This is a genomic window from Microbacterium insulae (assembly GCF_042677065.1).
GTDB lineage: Bacteria > Actinomycetota > Actinomycetes > Actinomycetales > Microbacteriaceae > Microbacterium > Microbacterium insulae.
Genome location: NZ_JBHTII010000001.1, coordinates 670,384 through 687,035, shown reverse-complemented (window position 1 = coordinate 687,035; position 16,652 = coordinate 670,384). Strand labels below are relative to the sequence as shown.

18 protein-coding genes and 1 tRNA gene are annotated in these 16,652 nt (G+C 72.0%); 12 read left to right on the top strand and 7 right to left on the bottom strand.

Annotated elements, in window-relative coordinates:
* Positions 1 to 40: 40 nt before the first annotated feature.
* The 4 genes from ACFQ0P_RS03315 to ACFQ0P_RS03300 all read left to right on the top strand — a co-directional run bounded on the left by ACFQ0P_RS03315 (position 41) and on the right by ACFQ0P_RS03300 (position 4,936).
* Positions 41 to 772 (top strand): L-ribulose-5-phosphate 4-epimerase, encoded by a 732-nt coding sequence (locus ACFQ0P_RS03315; protein ID WP_204980376.1) that lies wholly within the window; start codon positions 41 to 43, stop codon positions 770 to 772.
* The gene (locus ACFQ0P_RS03310; RefSeq protein WP_204980375.1) at positions 769 to 2,373 is read left to right on the top strand and encodes a xylulokinase; all 1,605 of its coding nucleotides are present in this window, start codon (positions 769 to 771) and stop codon (positions 2,371 to 2,373) included. Before ACFQ0P_RS03315 ends, ACFQ0P_RS03310 begins: the two co-directional genes overlap by 4 nt.
* A 36-nt stretch (positions 2,374 to 2,409) precedes the next feature.
* Positions 2,410 to 3,921, top strand: a complete 1,512-nt coding sequence (gene araA, locus ACFQ0P_RS03305) for an L-arabinose isomerase (protein WP_204980374.1) — start codon at positions 2,410 to 2,412, stop codon at positions 3,919 to 3,921.
* 70 nt (positions 3,922 to 3,991) lie between these two features.
* Positions 3,992 to 4,936 carry an aldose 1-epimerase family protein gene (locus ACFQ0P_RS03300; RefSeq protein WP_204980373.1) on the top strand — a complete coding sequence of 315 codons (945 nt, stop codon included), beginning with the start codon at positions 3,992 to 3,994 and terminating at the stop codon, positions 4,934 to 4,936.
* A gap of 19 nt (positions 4,937 to 4,955) precedes the next feature.
* Here the strand turns inward: ACFQ0P_RS03300 and ACFQ0P_RS03295 are convergent, their stop codons facing one another.
* Both ACFQ0P_RS03295 and ACFQ0P_RS03290 read right to left on the bottom strand, forming a co-directional pair.
* Positions 4,956 to 5,528, bottom strand: coding sequence for a hypothetical protein (locus tag ACFQ0P_RS03295; protein WP_204980372.1), 573 nt, complete (start codon positions 5,526 to 5,528; stop codon positions 4,956 to 4,958).
* A 13-nt stretch (positions 5,529 to 5,541) separates the two neighbouring features.
* The gene (locus tag ACFQ0P_RS03290; protein WP_204980371.1) at positions 5,542 to 5,961 is read right to left on the bottom strand and encodes a DUF4383 domain-containing protein; all 420 of its coding nucleotides are present in this window, start codon (positions 5,959 to 5,961) and stop codon (positions 5,542 to 5,544) included.
* A 220-nt stretch (positions 5,962 to 6,181) separates the two neighbouring features.
* Between ACFQ0P_RS03290 and ACFQ0P_RS03285 the strand changes: the two genes are divergently transcribed.
* Complete coding sequence (locus ACFQ0P_RS03285) at positions 6,182 to 6,568, top strand: DUF5684 domain-containing protein (protein ID WP_204980369.1); 387 nt, start codon at positions 6,182 to 6,184, stop codon at positions 6,566 to 6,568.
* A 4-nt stretch (positions 6,569 to 6,572) separates the two neighbouring features.
* Here the strand turns inward: ACFQ0P_RS03285 and ACFQ0P_RS03280 are convergent, their stop codons facing one another.
* Complete coding sequence (locus tag ACFQ0P_RS03280) at positions 6,573 to 7,421, bottom strand: SDR family NAD(P)-dependent oxidoreductase (RefSeq protein WP_378771314.1); 849 nt, start codon at positions 7,419 to 7,421, stop codon at positions 6,573 to 6,575.
* A gap of 91 nt (positions 7,422 to 7,512) precedes the next feature.
* Here ACFQ0P_RS03280 and ACFQ0P_RS03275 point away from each other — a divergent pair, with 91 nt between their 5' ends.
* Together ACFQ0P_RS03275 and ACFQ0P_RS03270 are read left to right on the top strand one after the other, a co-directional pair.
* Complete coding sequence (locus tag ACFQ0P_RS03275) at positions 7,513 to 8,178, top strand: asparagine synthase (protein ID WP_204980368.1); 666 nt, start codon at positions 7,513 to 7,515, stop codon at positions 8,176 to 8,178.
* A gap of 96 nt (positions 8,179 to 8,274) precedes the next feature.
* A tRNA-Arg gene (locus ACFQ0P_RS03270) sits at positions 8,275 to 8,347 on the top strand.
* Positions 8,348 to 8,617: 270 nt separating this feature from the next.
* Here the strand turns inward: ACFQ0P_RS03270 and ACFQ0P_RS03265 are convergent.
* The 3 genes from ACFQ0P_RS03265 to ACFQ0P_RS03255 form a co-directional block, all read right to left on the bottom strand.
* Complete coding sequence (locus ACFQ0P_RS03265; protein WP_204980366.1) at positions 8,618 to 9,505, bottom strand: zinc-ribbon domain-containing protein; 888 nt, start codon at positions 9,503 to 9,505, stop codon at positions 8,618 to 8,620.
* Positions 9,506 to 9,566: 61 nt separating this feature from the next.
* Positions 9,567 to 10,763, bottom strand: coding sequence for a DNA polymerase IV (dinB, locus tag ACFQ0P_RS03260; protein ID WP_204980364.1), 1,197 nt, complete (start codon positions 10,761 to 10,763; stop codon positions 9,567 to 9,569).
* A gap of 84 nt (positions 10,764 to 10,847) precedes the next feature.
* Entirely contained in the window at positions 10,848 to 11,027 is a 180-nt protein-coding gene (locus ACFQ0P_RS03255) for a hypothetical protein (RefSeq protein ID WP_204980363.1), read from the bottom strand.
* An 85-nt stretch (positions 11,028 to 11,112) separates the two neighbouring features.
* On the opposite strand from ACFQ0P_RS03255, the gene ACFQ0P_RS03250 reads away from it, so the two are divergent.
* The 4 genes from ACFQ0P_RS03250 to ACFQ0P_RS03235 all read left to right on the top strand — a co-directional run bounded on the left by ACFQ0P_RS03250 (position 11,113) and on the right by ACFQ0P_RS03235 (position 14,674).
* Positions 11,113 to 11,478 (top strand): VOC family protein, encoded by a 366-nt coding sequence (locus tag ACFQ0P_RS03250; RefSeq protein ID WP_204980361.1) that lies wholly within the window; start codon positions 11,113 to 11,115, stop codon positions 11,476 to 11,478.
* A 35-nt stretch (positions 11,479 to 11,513) separates the two neighbouring features.
* Positions 11,514 to 12,308, top strand: coding sequence for an alpha/beta fold hydrolase (locus ACFQ0P_RS03245; RefSeq protein ID WP_378772344.1), 795 nt, complete (start codon positions 11,514 to 11,516; stop codon positions 12,306 to 12,308).
* Between the two features lie 222 nt (positions 12,309 to 12,530).
* Positions 12,531 to 14,129, top strand: coding sequence for an L-serine ammonia-lyase, iron-sulfur-dependent, subunit alpha (locus ACFQ0P_RS03240; RefSeq protein ID WP_204980360.1), 1,599 nt, complete (start codon positions 12,531 to 12,533; stop codon positions 14,127 to 14,129).
* Positions 14,130 to 14,218: 89 nt separating this feature from the next.
* On the top strand, positions 14,219 to 14,674 hold the full coding sequence (locus ACFQ0P_RS03235) for an Hsp20/alpha crystallin family protein (protein ID WP_204980358.1): 456 nt from the start codon (positions 14,219 to 14,221) through the stop codon (positions 14,672 to 14,674).
* Positions 14,675 to 14,710: 36 nt separating this feature from the next.
* Here ACFQ0P_RS03235 and ACFQ0P_RS03230 read toward each other — a convergent pair whose 3' ends face one another.
* Entirely contained in the window at positions 14,711 to 15,901 is a 1,191-nt protein-coding gene (locus tag ACFQ0P_RS03230; RefSeq protein ID WP_204980356.1) for a low temperature requirement protein A, read from the bottom strand.
* Between the two features lie 123 nt (positions 15,902 to 16,024).
* Between ACFQ0P_RS03230 and ACFQ0P_RS03225 the strand changes: the two genes are divergently transcribed.
* Positions 16,025 to 16,633, top strand: a complete 609-nt coding sequence (locus tag ACFQ0P_RS03225) for a TetR/AcrR family transcriptional regulator (RefSeq protein WP_204980354.1) — start codon at positions 16,025 to 16,027, stop codon at positions 16,631 to 16,633.
* Positions 16,634 to 16,652: the final 19 nt, after the last annotated feature.

The following is a 16,652-nucleotide window of genomic DNA, read 5'->3' as shown; positions in this document are numbered from 1 at the left end:
CGGTAACGCAACGGTGCGACGAAGTGCGGAGGGCGACGTGATGGCGACCGAACGGGAGGCCGCGATCGCGGCGGTGCGCGAGGACGTCGCGCGGCTCCACGGCGAGCTGGTGCGCTACGACCTGATCGTCTGGACGGGCGGGAACGTCTCCGGCCGGGTGCGGATCGGCGACGACCCTCACGAGGATCTCTTCGTGATCAAGCCGTCGGGGGTGTCCTACGACGACCTGACGCCCGAGAACATGATCCTGTGCGATCTGCACGGCAACGTCGTGCCGGGCACCCCGGGCAGCGAGCGCAGCCCGTCGAGCGACACGGCGGCGCACGCGTACGTCTACCGCCACATGCCGGAGGTCGGGGGAGTCGTGCACACCCACTCGACCTTCGCGGTGGCATGGGCGGCGCGGGGCGAAGAGATCCCGTGCGTGATCACGGCGATGGCCGACGAGTTCGGCGGTCCGATCCCGGTGGGCCCGTTCGCGATCATCGGCGACGACTCGATCGGCCGCGGCATCGTCGAGACGCTCCGCGGTCACCGGTCGCGTGCGGTGCTGATGCAGAACCACGGCCCGTTCACGATCGGGGTGTCGGCGAAGGACGCCGTGAAGGCCGCGGTGATGGTCGAGGACGTCGCGCGCACGGTCCACTACGCCCGCGAGGCGGGTCCGCTGATCCCGATCCCGCAGGACGCGATCGACCGTCTCTACGACCGCTACCAGAACGTCTACGGCCAGTCCTCGGACGCGCGCCGGGATGAGGGGGCGGCGTCATGACCGCGAACGACGGGGCCGCGGCATCCATCATCGCCGAGGGCCGGGCGGTGCTGGGAATCGAGCTGGGCTCGACACGCATCAAGGCGTGTCTCGTGCCGGCCGACGACCCCGCGACGGTCCTCGCCGTGGGCAGCCACGCGTGGGAGAACCGGTTCGAGGACCGGCTCTGGACGTACGCGCTCGAAGACGTGTGGGCGGGAATCCGGGATGCCTATGCCGCCCTGGTCGCCGACGTCCGAGGCCGCTACGGCGTGGACGTCGAGTCGCTCGCGGCGATCGGCGTATCGGCGATGATGCACGGCTACCTCGCCTTCGATGCCGACGGCGAGCTCCTCACGCCGTTCCGGACGTGGCGCAACACCAACACCGAACAGGCCGCGTCCACGCTGTCCGACCTGTTCGGCGTGAACATCCCGCTGCGCTGGTCGATCGCCCACCTCTATCAGGCGGTGCTCGACGACGAGCCCCACGTGCGGGACGTCCGCTTCGTCACCACACTCGCCGGGTACGTGCACGAGAAGCTCACCGGGCGGAAGGTGCTCGGCGTCGGCGATGCCTCCGGCATGTTCCCGATCGATGCCGCGACGCGCGACTACGACCGGGTCCTCCTGGAGAGGTTCGACCGCCTCGTCGGCGGCCGCGCCTTCGGCTCCCCGGTGTCGGAGCTCCTGCCCGCGGTGCTCGTCGCGGGCGAGGCGGCGGGCGAGCTGACCACCCAGGGTGCCGCGCTGCTCGACCCCACGGGCTCGCTGCGCGCCGGCATCCCGCTGTGCCCTCCCGAAGGCGACGCGGGCACCGGCATGGTCGCGACGTGCTCGGTGGCGCCGCGCACCGGCAATGTGAGCGCCGGGACGAGCATCTTCGCGATGGTGGTGCTGGAGCGCCCCCTCGCGCGCGTGCACCACGAACTCGACGTCGTGACGACCCCGGCCGGTGATGCCGTGGCGATGGTGCACTGCAACAACGGTGCGAGCGAGCTGGCCGCATGGGCAGGCCTGTTCGAGAGCTTCGTCGCGGCGACCGGCGCGCGCCTGGGCCCCGACGAGGTGTTCGAAGTGCTGTTCCGCGCGGCGCTCGAGGGTGAGCCGGATGCCGGCGGCCTTCTCGCGTACAACCATCTTGCGGGCGAGCCGATCGTCGGCTTCGCCGAGGGACGGCCGCTCTTCGTGCGGACCCCGGACAGCCGGTTCACCCTCGCGAACGTGATGCGCGCGCACCTGTACGGCGTCTTCGGCACCCTCGCTCTCGGCATGCGCGTGCTCGAGGAGGAGGGGGCCGTCATCGACCGCATGTTCGCGCACGGCGGCGTGTTCCGCACGGCCGGGGTCGCGCAGCGCTTCCTCGCCGGCGCCCTGGGTGCGCCGGTCGCGGTCGGCGAGACCGCCTCCGAAGGCGGGGCGTGGGGCATCGCGGTGCTCGCCGCCTTCCTCTCGGCCGATCCCGGGCTCGACCTCGACGCCTACCTCCGCGAGCGCGTGTTCGCCGCGGCATCGGTCGACACCGTCGATCCCGATCCGGAGGACGTCGCCGGATTCGCCGCCTACCTCGACCGCTACCGCGCCGGGCTCGCCGTCGAGGCGGCGGCCGTCGCCGCCCTCTGAACCACCTCTCGCTCTTCACCCCGAAGGACCACCGTCATGACCCGTCATCCCCTCCAGACCTCGCTCGATCCGTACGAGGTGTGGTTCGTCACCGGCAGCCAGAATCTCTACGGCGAGGAGACCTTGCGTCAGGTCGCGGAGCAGTCGCAGGCGGTCGCCGAGGGCCTGTCGGGGCTCCCGGTGCGGGTGGTGTGGAAGCCGGTGCTGAAGGATGCCGACTCCATCCGCCGTCTGGCGCTGGAGGTGAACGCGCGCGACGACGTGATCGGCGTGATCGCGTGGATGCACACCTTCAGCCCCGCCAAGATGTGGATCGCGGGGCTCGACGCGCTGCGCAAGCCGCTGCTGCACCTGCACACGCAGGCCAACGTCGAGCTTCCGTGGGCCGAGATCGACTTCGACTTCATGAACCTGAACCAGGCCGCTCACGGAGACCGCGAGTTCGGCTACATCCAGAGCCGCCTCGGAGTGGCCCGCAAGACCGTCGTCGGACACGTGTCGAACCCGGCGGTCACCGCGCAGATCGAGGACTGGCAGCGCGCTGCGGCGGGGTGGGCGGCGATGCGCACCCTGAAGCTCGCGCGCTTCGGCGACAACATGCGATACGTCGCGGTCACCGAGGGCGACAAGACCGAGGCCGAGCTCCGCTTCGGCGTGCAGGTCAACACGTGGGGCGTCAACGAGCTCGTCCAGGCGGTCGACGCCGCCACCGACGACGACATCGACGCCCTCGTCCGGGTCTACCTCGATGAGTACGACGTCGCCGACGAACTCCAGCCCGGCGGCGACCGCCACCAGTCCCTGCGGGACGGGGCCGCGATCGAACTCGGGCTGCGCTCGTTCCTGGAGGAGGGCGGGTTCGGCGCGTTCACGACGTCGTTCGAGGACCTCGGTGCGCTCACGCAGCTGCCGGGCCTGGCCGTGCAGCGGCTCATGGCCGAAGGGTACGGCTTCGGCGCCGAGGGCGACTGGAAGACCGCGATCCTCGTCCGCGCCGCGAACGTCATGGGGGCGGGCCTCCCCGGTGGCGCGTCGCTGATGGAGGACTACACGTACGACCTCGTGCCCGGCTCGGAGCGCATCCTCGGCGCCCACATGCTCGAGGTCTCGCCGTCGCTCACGACCGCGAAGCCGCGTCTGGAAGTCCACCCGCTCGGCATCGGCGGCAAGGACGACCCGGTGCGGCTGGTCTTCACCGCCGACCCCGGCCCCGCGCTCGTCGTGGCGATGAGCGACATGCGCGACCGGTTCCGGCTCGTCGCCAACGTCGTCGAGAACGTCTCGGCACCCGACCTGCCCCGGCTGCCCGTCGGCCGGGCCGTGTGGAAGCCGGCGCCGGACTTCGCCACGAGCGCCGCGTGCTGGCTCGCGGCCGGTGCCGCACACCACACCGTCATGACGACCGCGGTGGGCATCGATGTGTTCCGGGACTTCGCCGACATCGCCGGGACCGAGCTCCTCGTCATCGACGAGGGCACCACGGTCCGCAGCTTCCAGCGGGAGCTCCGCTGGAACCAGGCGTACTACCGACTCGCCCAGGGCTTCTGAGCGGCGTTCCCCGGACCGCCGGCGCGCAATACTGGGTTCTTCCCGACAAATGACCTGAGGTAGTGGATCCATGGCTCGAATCCCGATGTCCGGCACCCAGCACGCGCTCCGCGCGGGCGACTACGAGGCGGTCGTCGCCAGCGTCGGCGCGACGCTGCGATCGCTGACCTTCCGCGGCCGCGACCTCGTCGTGCCCTTCGACGCGGACGAGGTGCGTCCGTCGTACCGCGGGGCGACGCTCGCCCCCTGGCCCAACCGGGTGGTGGACGGTCGCTACTCGTTCGGCGGCGCGGAGTACCGGCTCGCCCTCACCGAGCCCGCCCGCGGGCACGCGCTGCACGGGCTGGCCGGATGGCTCGACTTCGAGTGCGTCGACAAGGGACCCGACCACGTCACCCTCGCGGCCGTCGTGCAGCCGCAGACGTCCTACCCGTGGCGCCTCGAGGTGCGCACCACGTTCTCGCTCGGACCGGACGGCATCACGCAGACCGTGACGGCCCGCAACGACAGCGCCGAGGCCGCGCCGTGGGGGACGGGCCCCCACCCGTACCTCGTCGCCGGCGCCGGGCTCGTCGACGACTGGACCCTCGAGCTCCCCGCGGATGAGGTGCTCGCCGTCACCGACGACCGCCTCATCCCGACCGAGCTCGTCGCCGTCGATGCGCAGGACCCCGACCGCTTCGACTTCCGCTCGCCGCGCCTCATCGGCCCGGTGGAGATCGACCACGCGTACTCGGGCCTCGTGCGCGACGCGGCGGGCGTCGCGACCGTGCGCGTCACGGTGGCCGGCGGCAGCGGCGTCGAGATGACGTGGGATGCCGCGTGCCCGTGGGTGCAGATCCACACCGCCGACAAGCCCGATCCATCGCTGAGCCGGCTAGGTCTGGCGGTCGAGCCGATGACGTGCGCCCCCGACGCTTTCAACGACGGGAACTACGCGTTCGACACGGGGCTCATGTCTCTTGAACCGGGGGCCGAGTCGACGGCATCCTGGCGGATCGCCGCGATCGGCTGACCGACCGGTCTCGCGCCCGTCAGTGGTGGCCGGGCTCGAACAGCTGGTGATCACCGTGAGGCTGGGCGTGGCGCCCCGCCTCGGTCGCGGCCAGGGCGGGCGTCACGAGCGCTGCCACGACGACGGCGGCGACCAGGATCACCCACACGCGGGGTGCCGCGGCATCCGTCCCGCCTCGTGCCCGTCGCCGGAGCACCGCAGCGCACGCGAGCGCGACCGTGATCAGCAGCGCAGCGCCGGCGGCGACGGCGAGCACGCTCGTGCGCACCGGGTCGGACACGACGGCGACGGTCCCGGCGGCGATGCCGGCGAGAGCCACCGCGACGCCCGTCCGCGGGACGACGATACGTCCGCGGGCGAGCGTCACGGCTCCCCATACGAGCCCGCCGGCGCCGAGCGCGAGCAGGACGGCGCCGGCCCCCCGGGCGGCACCGTCCTGCGTCAGCGCACCGGCGCCCACGGCGAGCTCGATCAGTCCCGCACCCCACGCCGCGACGGCCGCCCACGAGACGGCGATGCCCGCGACCCGGTGCCCGGACGACCGGTCGGCCGTCCGGGCACCGGCGTCCGGCGCGATGGCTGCGGTTGTCATGCGATACCTCGCGTCAGGCCGTGCGGCCGGGGACGTCGGCGCGCACCGAGCGCTCGGCTCCGAGTCCGACACCGAGCAGCACCAGGGCGCTCGCGAGGTGCAGGAAGTGGTCGAACGTGTTGAGCGCGAGGATGTTCAGCGCCGTGCCGACGAGGAAGAACCCGACGACGCCGAGCAGCAGGTAGACCGCGCCGACGACGATGTTGACGGTCTTGGCGGCGCGTGCGTTGCTCAGGCCCGCGATCAGCAGTGCGGCCCCGATCAGCAGGTGCGCGATGTTGTGGAGCGGGTTGACCTCGAAGATGCCGAGGAGCAGTCCTCCCTCGGTCGCGATGAATCCGACGCCCGCCGTGACGGCGAACCCGAGAGCGCCGACGATGATGTAGACGGCCCCGAAGATCGTGGCGACGAGGCGATTGGGTGACGATCCCATGAGCGTCCCTCCTGTTCGTGTGCGGCGGATGCCGCGTCTGGATGGTGTTCGGATCATTCGCCGGATCGGTTTGGACCGAGCCGCCGAGGCGATCGCGATCCGACGCTAGGGGCGGAGGGATGCTTCGGCACGGGGCTTGCGCCGACCGTGTCGCATTGGGTATTCGCGCGTCGGTATACGCGTTCCCGCGCGTTCCTGCCGGCGGCCCTATGCTGAGCGCATGACCCTCGCCAACGCCGTCACCGATACCGCCGACATCAGCAGCCTCCTGTGGGGCCCCTACAGCGTCGTCGCCATCGTCTGGTACGTCCTCGTGGCCGTCGCGCTGTGGCGCGTCTTCAGCAAGGCCGGCTATCCCGGCATCCTCGCGATCATCCCGATCGTGAACCTGTTCGTCCTCGTCAAGATCGCCGGGTACTCCGCGTGGCTGACCCTGCTCTACCTGATCCCGATCGTGAACCTCGTGTTCTCGATCATGGTCGCCCTGCGGGTCGGGCGCGGCTTCGGCAAGGGCGGCGCGTGGTCGTTCTTCCTGCTGTGGCTGTTCTCGTTCATCGGCTACTTCATCCTCGGCTTCGGCCAGGCCACCTACACGAAGCCGCAGTGACGGCTCAGCCGATCGGCGTGGTGGTGTCCACCGCCTCGCGCAGCGGTCGGCGCATCGGCACCCAGTAGCGGGTGGGCGTGAGACGGGTCAGCACGTCGACCAGTCGCGCCTCGCGGCCGATCATCGTGCGCGGTCGACGCCTCACCGTCGCCTCGACGATCCGCGCGGCGGCATCGGCGGGCTCGGTGTGGTACATCGCCGCCTGCGCGGCCGCGGCGCGCTCGGCGACGGCCGGGTCGATCGCCGCGGCGTAGCGTCCGCGCCCGATGATGCCCGTCTTGACGCCGGCGGGGTAGACGGCGCCGACCGTCACGCTCGTGCGCTCGAGCTCGTGCCGCAGCGCCTCGGTGAACCCGCGCACCGCGAACTTGCTCATCGCGTAGGGGATCCGCCCGGCCGGGGCGGCGAGGCCGTAGATGCTCACGAGGTGCGTGACGTGGGCGGCGGGCTCCCGTCGCAGGGCCGGAAGCAGCGCCTGCGTGATGTTGACCGTGCCCCACAGGTTCACGTCCATGAGCCACCGCATCTCCGCCATCGTGAGCTGGTCAACGCTCCCGAGCATCGACGATCCGGCGCACGTGATGAGCGACTGCACGTGGGGGTGGGAGGCCTCGATCGTGCCGGCGAGGGAGGCGACGGCGTCGTCGTCGGTGAGGTCGACGACGTGCGCGGTGTGCCCGATCCCGGTCAGGCTCCGCTCCAGTGCGGCAAGCCCGGCGGCGTCGCGATCGAGCAGGGCGAGCCGGGCTCCTCGCCGGTCGAGCTCGCGGGCGATCTCGGCACCCATCCCGCTGGCCGCGCCGGTGATCACCGTCGTCCTGCCGCGCACCTCGAGCCGGCGCATCCTCGCCATGTCGGCTCCTCTCGTCCTCGGGGGTCCGTGTCCTCGATTCTCGCTGACTCATGGCGCCGCCGCGGACGCTAGCCTCGATACGGGAGGTGCGATGGGCAAGACCGCGGAGGCGATCGCCGAGGGTGTGTCCATCGCGTCGGCTGCGGCCCGTCTCGCCGTGCGCAACCACATCCTCGTCGAGACGATCGCGCACGACGCCCCGTTCGAGGTGTCGACGTTCGCGCCGTTCGCGCACGACACGCTGATCTCGCTCGCCGAGGAGCAGGAGGCGGCTGCGGCCCTGGCCAAGCGGCAGCGGAAGAAGGCGTGGGGCAAGTTCACCGACCCCGACGGCACGCACGACTACCGCGATCGTGACATGCGCAACCTCCGTCGGCGCCACCGCCAGTACGTCGGGGTGGCGAAGGAGCTGCGCCGCATCGCGGAGGACCCTCACGCCGTGCGCACCCTCGTGGAGCAGTCGCGGGATGCCGCGTGGGGCGACGTCGAGGCGAACCTCCAGCGGCGCCTGCGCGCCGAGGGCATGCGCCCGGACCTCGATCCCGACTACGACCGGATGCGCGCCGCCCGCATGCAGTCGCTCCGGCTCGTCGATCTGCCCAGGCTCGCCGCGCACCGGCGCCGCCTTGCCGACGAGGCGGAGCACGCCGACGACGCGCACCCCGCCGATGAGCAAGGGGATGCCGCAGCCGACGCCCCACCCCAGGCTCCGGCTCGACGTCGTGCGGGGATCGACCTCAGCGAGCTCGACGATTGACTCCCGCCGGGGGCGTGGCCGCGGCATCCCGCCGATTCGCGCGCATGCAGGGCGTGGGGTATCCTGGACGACGTTGTGCGCGAGAGCGAGCAACGTGCGCCCGTAGCTCAATGGATAGAGCATCTGACTACGGATCAGAAGGTTAGGGGTTCGAGTCCCTTCGGGCGCGCAGCGTCCTTGTGACAGAGTGCGCGCACTGTGTTGAGACAGTGAGGAACGGCTCGCTTCGGCGGGCCGTTTCGCTTTGCCCGCCCGCACCTCACCCGCGCTCGGGCAGCGCCACCTTCTGTTGTCGCCGACTTCGCACGTTCTCGCCGAGAACGCACCTCGGGAGCGTCGGCGGCGTGGTCGCTCGGCGAGTATGCACGATCCCGACGGCCCGCCCCGGGGCGGCTCGCTTCGGCGGGCCGTTTCGCTTTGTCTGATGACGTGCGGCCGGTCACCGCAGGTACGGGTCGACCATGAGCGGACCTCGGATGTCGCGCAGCACGTCGACGAGTCGGTCGAGGCCCGCGCGGTTCCAGGCCGACAGCCGCAGGTCGTGTGGACCGAGCGGCTCGAGCTTCCCGGTGCGGATGCGGATGACCTCCCAGCGAGCGGCGCGCAGCGCGCGATCCTTGCGGCGGTCGGCGTCGGCGCGCCCGCCGACGTGCTCCAGCCCGTGGCGGCCGATGCTGTCGTACTCGATCGCCACCCGCAGCTCGGGCAGGAGGATGTCGGGCCACGCCTCGAGGTGGTCGAAGAACGGCCGCGCCAGGCGCACCGCGGTGAAGCCGGGCGTGACCGCCAGCCGCGCGAACACGTCGGCGCGCAGCCTCCCCTCGACGGCGGATGCGGGCGGGGGAGCGCAGGACGAGACGAACGGCTCACCGACCGGGAGGTCGGGCGTCTTCGGGCAGAGGCGCTGCCGGCGCTGCGTCGGCCGCGCACGCAGCACCGCGCGCCCGACCGGAGCGGCGATCGCCGCGGGCACGGCCGTGTCCGTCGGAGGCAGGACGTCGCGCATCGGGAGCGCCCTCGGCGGGCGGGCGAGCTCGATGCACTCGGGACACCACGCGGAGCGGCGGCGCTCGCGACCCGGACGGTGCCGCTGCTCGTCGGGCGTCGCGGCGAAGGTGTGACCCGCCTCGCACTGCCACAGCAGCAGGACGTCGGCGGCGGGCGGGATCTGGCTGAGCGCTATCCCGGAGTTGAGGTCGGGGTGGTACTGCCGGATCAGGGCGGGGTACGGCGCCCACGCCTCGCGGTAGGTGCCGACCGCGTACGGCACCTCGGCGCTCTTCGAGAACTGGCGCCGCGCCCACCACAGCCCGATCCGCTCCGCCATGGGGGAAGGGTAGGGCCGGCCCGCGACATCCGTCCCCCGCGTGCGCCGCGCAGCGCCGGCCTCACTCGTGCTCGGGAAGCACGGGGGTCGACCAGCCGGGATCGCGGCCCAGCTGCGTCGCGCGCGCGACGGATGCCGCGCCGAACCGATCGCGGACCGAGTCGAGCACGGTGTCGAGCCGGGCGCCGTCGTCCCACTCGATCGGCAGCTCGGGCTGGACACTGTCGACACGGCCGAGCTGCGACAGCGAGATGCCGATGAGGGTGATCCCGCGCTGCTCGATCGTGGGCAGTGCGCCGGCCAGAAGCGACCGGGCGACGGACAGCAGGACGGCGGTCCGGTCGGTCGGATGCCGCACACTGTGCGAGCGCGTGGCCTTGGCGTAGTCGCCGTAGCGCAGCCGCAGGACCACCGTGCGGCACACCCGGTCGTGCTCGCGCAGGCGCCGGGTGAGCCGGTCGAGGAGCTGCGTGAGGATCACGTCGAGCTCGTCAGCCGTTCGCGCGCGCGTGCCCAGCGCCCGCTGCGAGCCGATCGAGCCGCGCCGCCTCGTGGTGTCCACCGGTCGCGGGTCGCGCAGCCGGGCGAGCGCGTGCAGGTGGGCGCCCGCCGCCCTGCCGAGAAGCCGCTCGGCCGTCGCCTCCTCGAGCTCGGCGAGCTGTCCGACGGTGCGGATGCCGATCCGATGCAGCTTCTCGGCCGTGACGGCGCCGACGCCCCACAGGCGTTCGACGGGCAGGGGGAGGAGGAACTCCTCCTCGCCCTCGGGCTCGACGACGAGCAGACCGTCGGGCTTGCTCACGGCGCTCGCGACCTTGGCGAGGAACTTCGTGCGGGCCACTCCCACGGAGATCGGCAGTCCCACCTCGGCGCGCACCCGGGCTCGCAGCCGGACCGCGATCTCCTCGGGGGTGCCTGCGATCCGCCGGAGGCCGCCGACCTCGAGGAACGCCTCGTCGATCGAGAGCCCCTCGACGAGCGGTGTCGTGTCGCGGAAGATCGCGAAGACGTCCTTGCTCGCCTGGGAGTAGGCATCCATCCGCGGCGGCACGACGATGGCGTCGGGACACAGCTCGCGGGCCTGGCGGCCGCCCATGGCCGTGCGGACGCCGCGCGCCTTGGCCTCGTAGCTGGCGGCGAGCACCACCCCGCCGCCCACGATCACCGGCCGGCCGCGCAGGTGGGGTGCGTCGCGCTGCTCGACCGAGGCGTAGAACGCGTCGAGGTCGGCGTGCAGCACGCTCGCCTCGCCGCGCATCCTGCCCTCCCCGCTCCGCTCTCACGGGGATGCTCCCACGCACCCACGACATGCGCGGGTGGGATGCCGGTCACCCGCGGGCGGTCACTCCCGGCGGTGGTGGCCGGAGTCCCGGTGCTGGGTCATGACGGGCACGGCCACGGCGGCCGATATGCACAGCACCCCGGCGATGAAGACCAGCGCGGGGAGGACCGGCGACGCGAACGAGGCGCCGACCAGGTACATGCCGCCGAGCAGCAGGATGGCGTAGAGGGCGAAGAGCATGGTCCACCTCCGACGGACGTTCCGGACACCTCATTCCTACTCCTCTCCCGCCGTGTGGGGCGGGGATTGACGGATAATGTGCCCCATGAGACTCGCTCAGATCGCGCAGCGCGCCGACGACCTGACCCGCGCGGCCGACTTCTACACCGTGCTGCTCGACCGCGGTCCGGTCGCGACGTACGATCCGCCGGGTCTGCTGTTCTTCGACCTGGACGGCGTGCGCCTCCTGCTGGACCGCAACGCGCCGTCCGCCCTGATCTACCTCCACGTGGACAACGTCCACGAGACGCTCGAGCGTCTCGAGGGGCTCGCGGCGGTGGTGACGCCCCCGCACGTGATCTTCACGCACGAGGACGACGGCCTCGGGCCGGCAGGGCACGAGGAGTGGCAGGCGTTCATCCGGGACTCCGAGGGCAACACCGTCGGGCTGATCGCGTTCCAGCGCCCGTGAGCGCGCCCACCGGCCGCGGCGAGGAGAATGGCCGGGTGGATGCCGCGTTCCCCGCCCTCACCGAGATGCCCGAGCCGCAGTTCGTGATGTCCGCCGAAGGGCACCGCATCGCGACCTACACGTGGGGCGACGACGATGCGCCGACCGTCCTGTGCGTGCATGGCTTCGCCTCGAGCTGCCGCGACAACTGGGTCGGCACGGGATGGGTCCGCGACCTCACCCGCGCGGGTTTCCGCGTGCTCGGCGTGGACCAGCGGGGTCACGGCGCGAGCGACAAGCCGCACGAGCCCGAGGCGTACGGCATGGACGCCCTCGTCGCCGACCTCGTGGCGGTGCTCGACACCTACCTGCTCGACTCGGTGCGCTACGCCGGGTACTCGCTGGGCGCGCGCGTCGGCTGGCAGCTCGCGGTGAACGCCCCCGAGCACGTCTCGCGCGCGGTGCTCGGCGGCATCCCGGACGGGCGCCCCCTCGCGCGCCTGCAGATCGAGCAGGCCCGGGCGTACGCCGAGCAGGGCACGCCGGTCGAGGACCCCGTCACCCGCAACTACGTGACCCTCGCCGAGCGCGTGCGGGACAACGACCTGCGGGCGCTCGTGGCGCTCGCCGAGGGGATGCGGCTGGGTGACGCGGATCCCGACACGTCTCATCCGCCCACGCAGCCCGTGCTGTTCGCGACGGGATCGGAGGACGCGATCCTCGAGCGCTCGCGGCGCCTCGCCGACGCCACGCCGCACGGCGAGTTCGTGGAGCTTCCCGGCCGCCACCACTTCAACGCCCCGGGTTCTCGCGAGTTCCGGCGCGCAGCGCTCGACTTCTTCGCCGCCTGAGCCCCGGTCCCCCTTCGGCTCATGCATGTCGCGCGCCTTGCGGGTTGCGCGGTGTCGCACCCACCATTCGCGTGACATGGACGCGGCTTCCGTTCCGACGGGCAGACGAGGGCGGATGCCGCGAACACTGTGCCTTCCGGCGTGGGCGAGGGCGAGGCATCCTGCTCACCTCGATGTGATGGTCGCGTGCACTCTGCGCTCCCGAGCGCGTAGCCTGGGAGTGTGAGCGCCTACGTCTCGGCGTTCGAGCTGTTCTCCATCGGCGTAGGACCCTCGAGCTCCCACACGGTCGGCCCGATGCGGGCCGCCCTCGACTTCGTCGCGCGGCTGCGCGCCGAAGCCCTCCTCGACCGCGTCGGGCGCGTGACGTGCACGCTGTACGGCTCGCTCGGCGCCACCGGAATCGGCCACGGCACGCCGGACGCCGTCGTGGCGGGCCTGATGGGCCTCGAGCCCGAGACGGTCGATCCCGCGGCGGTGCGCGCGGCATGGGCGGAGTGGCCCGACGGTCGGGATCTCCCGCTCGGCGGGACGCGTCCCGTCGCCTTCGCGAAGGACGACATCGCCTTCGAGCCCCGCACGCGCCTGCCCGCCCACCCGAACGCCATGACGATCGAGGCGTGGTCCGACCCCTCCGCCGGGCCGTCGCGACGGACGACGGCGACCGCGTCCGCCGTCCGCTCGACGGGGACGAGCCTCGGCTTGCCGACCTTTCCCGCCCCGCCCGCGGATGACACGGGACTGCTGCTGCGCGAGACTTACTACTCGGTGGGCGGAGGATTCGTGCGCCGCGACGGGGAGCCGCCGCGGGTGGCGTCCCGCGGATACCGTTTCGACTACGGCAGCGCCGAGGAGCTGCTTTCACTGTGCGACGAGCACGGGCTCACGATCGCCGAGCTGGCGCGCATGAACGAGGAGGCGCTGCGCGACGACGAGCAGATCGCCGCCGGGCTGGATGCGATCTGGGACACCATGGCCGCGTGCGTCGATGCGGGCCTGCACGCGGAGGGCGTGCTTCCGGGGATGCTGCAGGTCAAGCGCCGTGCCGGATCCATCCGGTCCCAGCTCGAGGAGGCCGAGGCGGACGGGCGGCGCGAGCTCCCGGGCGAGTGGCTGGGCGCCTTCGCCCTCGCCGTGAACGAGGAGAACGCGGCCGGCGGACGCGTCGTCACCGCCCCGACCAACGGCGCGGCCGGGATCCTCCCGGCGGTCGCAATGTACTGGTGGAGGTTCCTGGCCGACTCCGGACTCGGCGCCGGGAACGCCGTCACGCCCTACGGCGAGCTCGTCGGCAGTGCGCTGCTCGGCTACGACGGGCACGCCGCCGCGCCCGAGGAGGCCGCCGCGTGGGACGAGGCATCCATCGCCGATGCCAATCGCCGTCGCGGCATCCGCCGGTTCCTGCTCACCGCGACGGCGCTCGGGTCGCTGTTCAAGGCGAACGCGTCGATCTCGGGGGCCGAGGGCGGCTGCCAGGCGGAGGTCGGCTCGGCGTGCGCGATGGCGGCGGGCGGGCTGACCGCGGTCATGGGCGGGACCAATCGTCAGATCGAGAACGCCGCGGAGATCGCCATGGAGCACCACCTCGGCCTCACGTGCGACCCGGTGGGCGGGCTGGTGCAGATCCCTTGCATCGAGCGCAACGCCATCGCCGCGTCGACGGCGGTGACCGCCGCGCGTCTGGCGCTGCGCGGTGACGGGAGTCACTACGTCTCCCTCGACACGGTCGTGGAGACGATGCGCCAGACGGGCATCGACATGTCGCACAAGTACAAGGAGACGAGCGAGGGCGGCCTCGCCGTCAACGTGATCGAATGCTGAGAACCTCTTAGCACTCGAAGGGTGAGAGTGCTAATCTATCGACAGTTGAGTCGAGTCGACTCAACCCCACGATTCGAGAGGAGATCACCATGGCCACCTACGACCCGTTCCGTGAATTCGACCGCCTTGCGTCGAGCCTTCTCGACCCGCGGCGCGGTCCGCGCATGATGCCGATGGACCTGTACCGCGACGGCGACCACTACGTGCTGACCGCCGACCTTCCCGGCATCGATCCGGGTTCGGTCGACATCGACGTCGACGGCCAGCTGCTCACCATCCGCGCCGAGCGCTCCGTGCCCACCGGCGAGGGAGTGAAGTGGATCACGCGCGAGCGCGAGGGCGCCAGCTTCCTGCGCCAGCTGAGCCTCGGCCAGGGAGTCGACACCGAGCGCATCTCGGCGAGCTACGACAACGGCGTGCTGAGCGTGACGATTCCGGTCAGCGAGAAGGCCAAGCCCCGCAAGATCGAGGTCACCGCGGCCGGTCAGCCCACGGTCGTGCACGCTCACGAGAGCAGCGAGGAGCCGCAGCGCATCGAGCAGTGAGCCGATCCGTCGTGCACACCTGTCGCGGGGGCGGTCTCACCCGCCCCCGCGGCGTCCGCGCCGGACGCGCGCGATGGTCTCGCCCACGGCGACGGCGGCGAGCACGAGGGCTGCGAGGGCCGCGAGGGTGAGTGCGTCCGAGGAGCCCGCGAGGGCCGTGATCGCGATCACCAGGAGCGCCCCGATTCCGGCGAGCTGCGAGAGCTGCCACCCGTCGCCGAGCACGCGGCGGAAGATCACGGTGCCGACGAGGAACACCACCGGTCCGCCGAGCACCACGAGGGTCGGAGTGAGCCCCTGAGCGTCGGGGTGGGACAGCGCCTCCTTGTCGCCGACGCTCAGGAGCACCAGGCCCGCCACGATCGCGAGGTGGACCCACGTGTAGGCGGTGCGTGCGAGTCGCCCCGGTTCGTCCGACGCCTCGATCGCCTCGGAGCCGATGCGCTCGCCGTGATCGAAGTAGATCCACCACGCGGCGGCGGTCGCCACGAAGGCGGACGCCATGGCGACGAAGGACTCGGGGGAGGACTCCATGCCGACGAACGTGAAACCGGTGGCCAGGAGGGTCTCGCCGAGCGTGATCAGGACGAACAGAGCGGTGCGCTCGGCGATGTGGGGGCCGGAGAGGTCCCACGCGCCGATCAGCACGCGTCCGTGCCGCGGCACAGGGAAGCCGAGCAGCGTCCCGAGGAGCTCGATGCCGAGCGCGGCGATCCACAGCGGGAGCTGCCAGGGGAGCGGCAGGAGCGCCCCGCCGATCCACAGCGCCGCGCTGGCACAGGTCCACACGAGCACCCGGGTGAAGTCCTTCGACACCTCGCGGTCGTGGCGGAGCGTCGCCCACACGATGAACCCCGTGCGTCCGACCTGCAGCACGACGTAGGCGAGCGCGAACGCCCACGCGCGCTCGCCGAACGCCTCGGCGATCGAGACGCTGAGCACGAACGCCACGAACGTCAGGGCGACGACCGCACCGCGCACCGGGAGCTTCGCCGGGTCGAGCCAGTTCGTCACCCACGTCGTCGACACCCACGCCCACCACAGTGCGCACACCATGATCACGCCCTCGAGCACCCCGATCGGCGTCTGATTCTCGGAGAGGTAGGCCGACAGCTGGGTGAGGGCGAACACGAACACGAGGTCGAAGAAGAGCTCGACGTAGGTGACGCGATCGGCGCGCGGCGAGTCGGTCGGTCTCCTCACGTCCTGCGCCAGCCCGAAGGTCATGGCTCATCATGGCATTCCGCGGCGGCGCCGCCTCGCCGAGCGGGCGCATACGACCATTGCTGCCGTGCGAGACCGGTGATGAGCGCCCGCTCGGCGAGGCGGACCGCGTCGTAGGCTTGCCGCGTGGCGGAGTACGCGGTCCCGGCGCCCCGACGGCGGCGCGGTCGGCCGCGGGCGGGGGAGTCCGACGCACGCGAGCGGATCCTCGCGGCGGCGGTCGAGGAGTTCGCGGCCGCCGGCTACGACGCGGCGACGATCCGCGGGATCGCCGCGAGGGCGGGGGTGGACCCCGCGCTCGTCCACCACCACTTCGGCACGAAGGCCGATCTCTTCGGGGAGGCGGTCCACGCCCCGATGCGCCCGGACCTCGCCCTCCCGGAGATACTCGAGGGCGACCGGGATCGCGTCGGCGAGCGGATCGTGCGCTACCTCCTCGAGACGTGGGAGAAGCCCGACGTCCGCAAACGAGGGGTGGTCCTCCTGCGCGCCGCGATCGGCAATCGACTCACCACGCCGCTGCTCGCGGAGTTCCTCTCCCGCGAGCTCCTCTCGCGCCTGGCGCGCGCACTCGAGGTCGAGGACGCGAGTCTGCGCGCCTCGCTCGTCGCCTCGCAGGTCGCGGGCCTGCTGATCGCGCGATTCGTGCTCCGGCTCCCGGCGCTCGCCGAGGCATCCGTCGACGAGCTCGTGGCCCGCGTGGGCCCGACGGTTCAGCGGTACCTCTTCGACTGAGCGTCTCGGGTCTTGACCG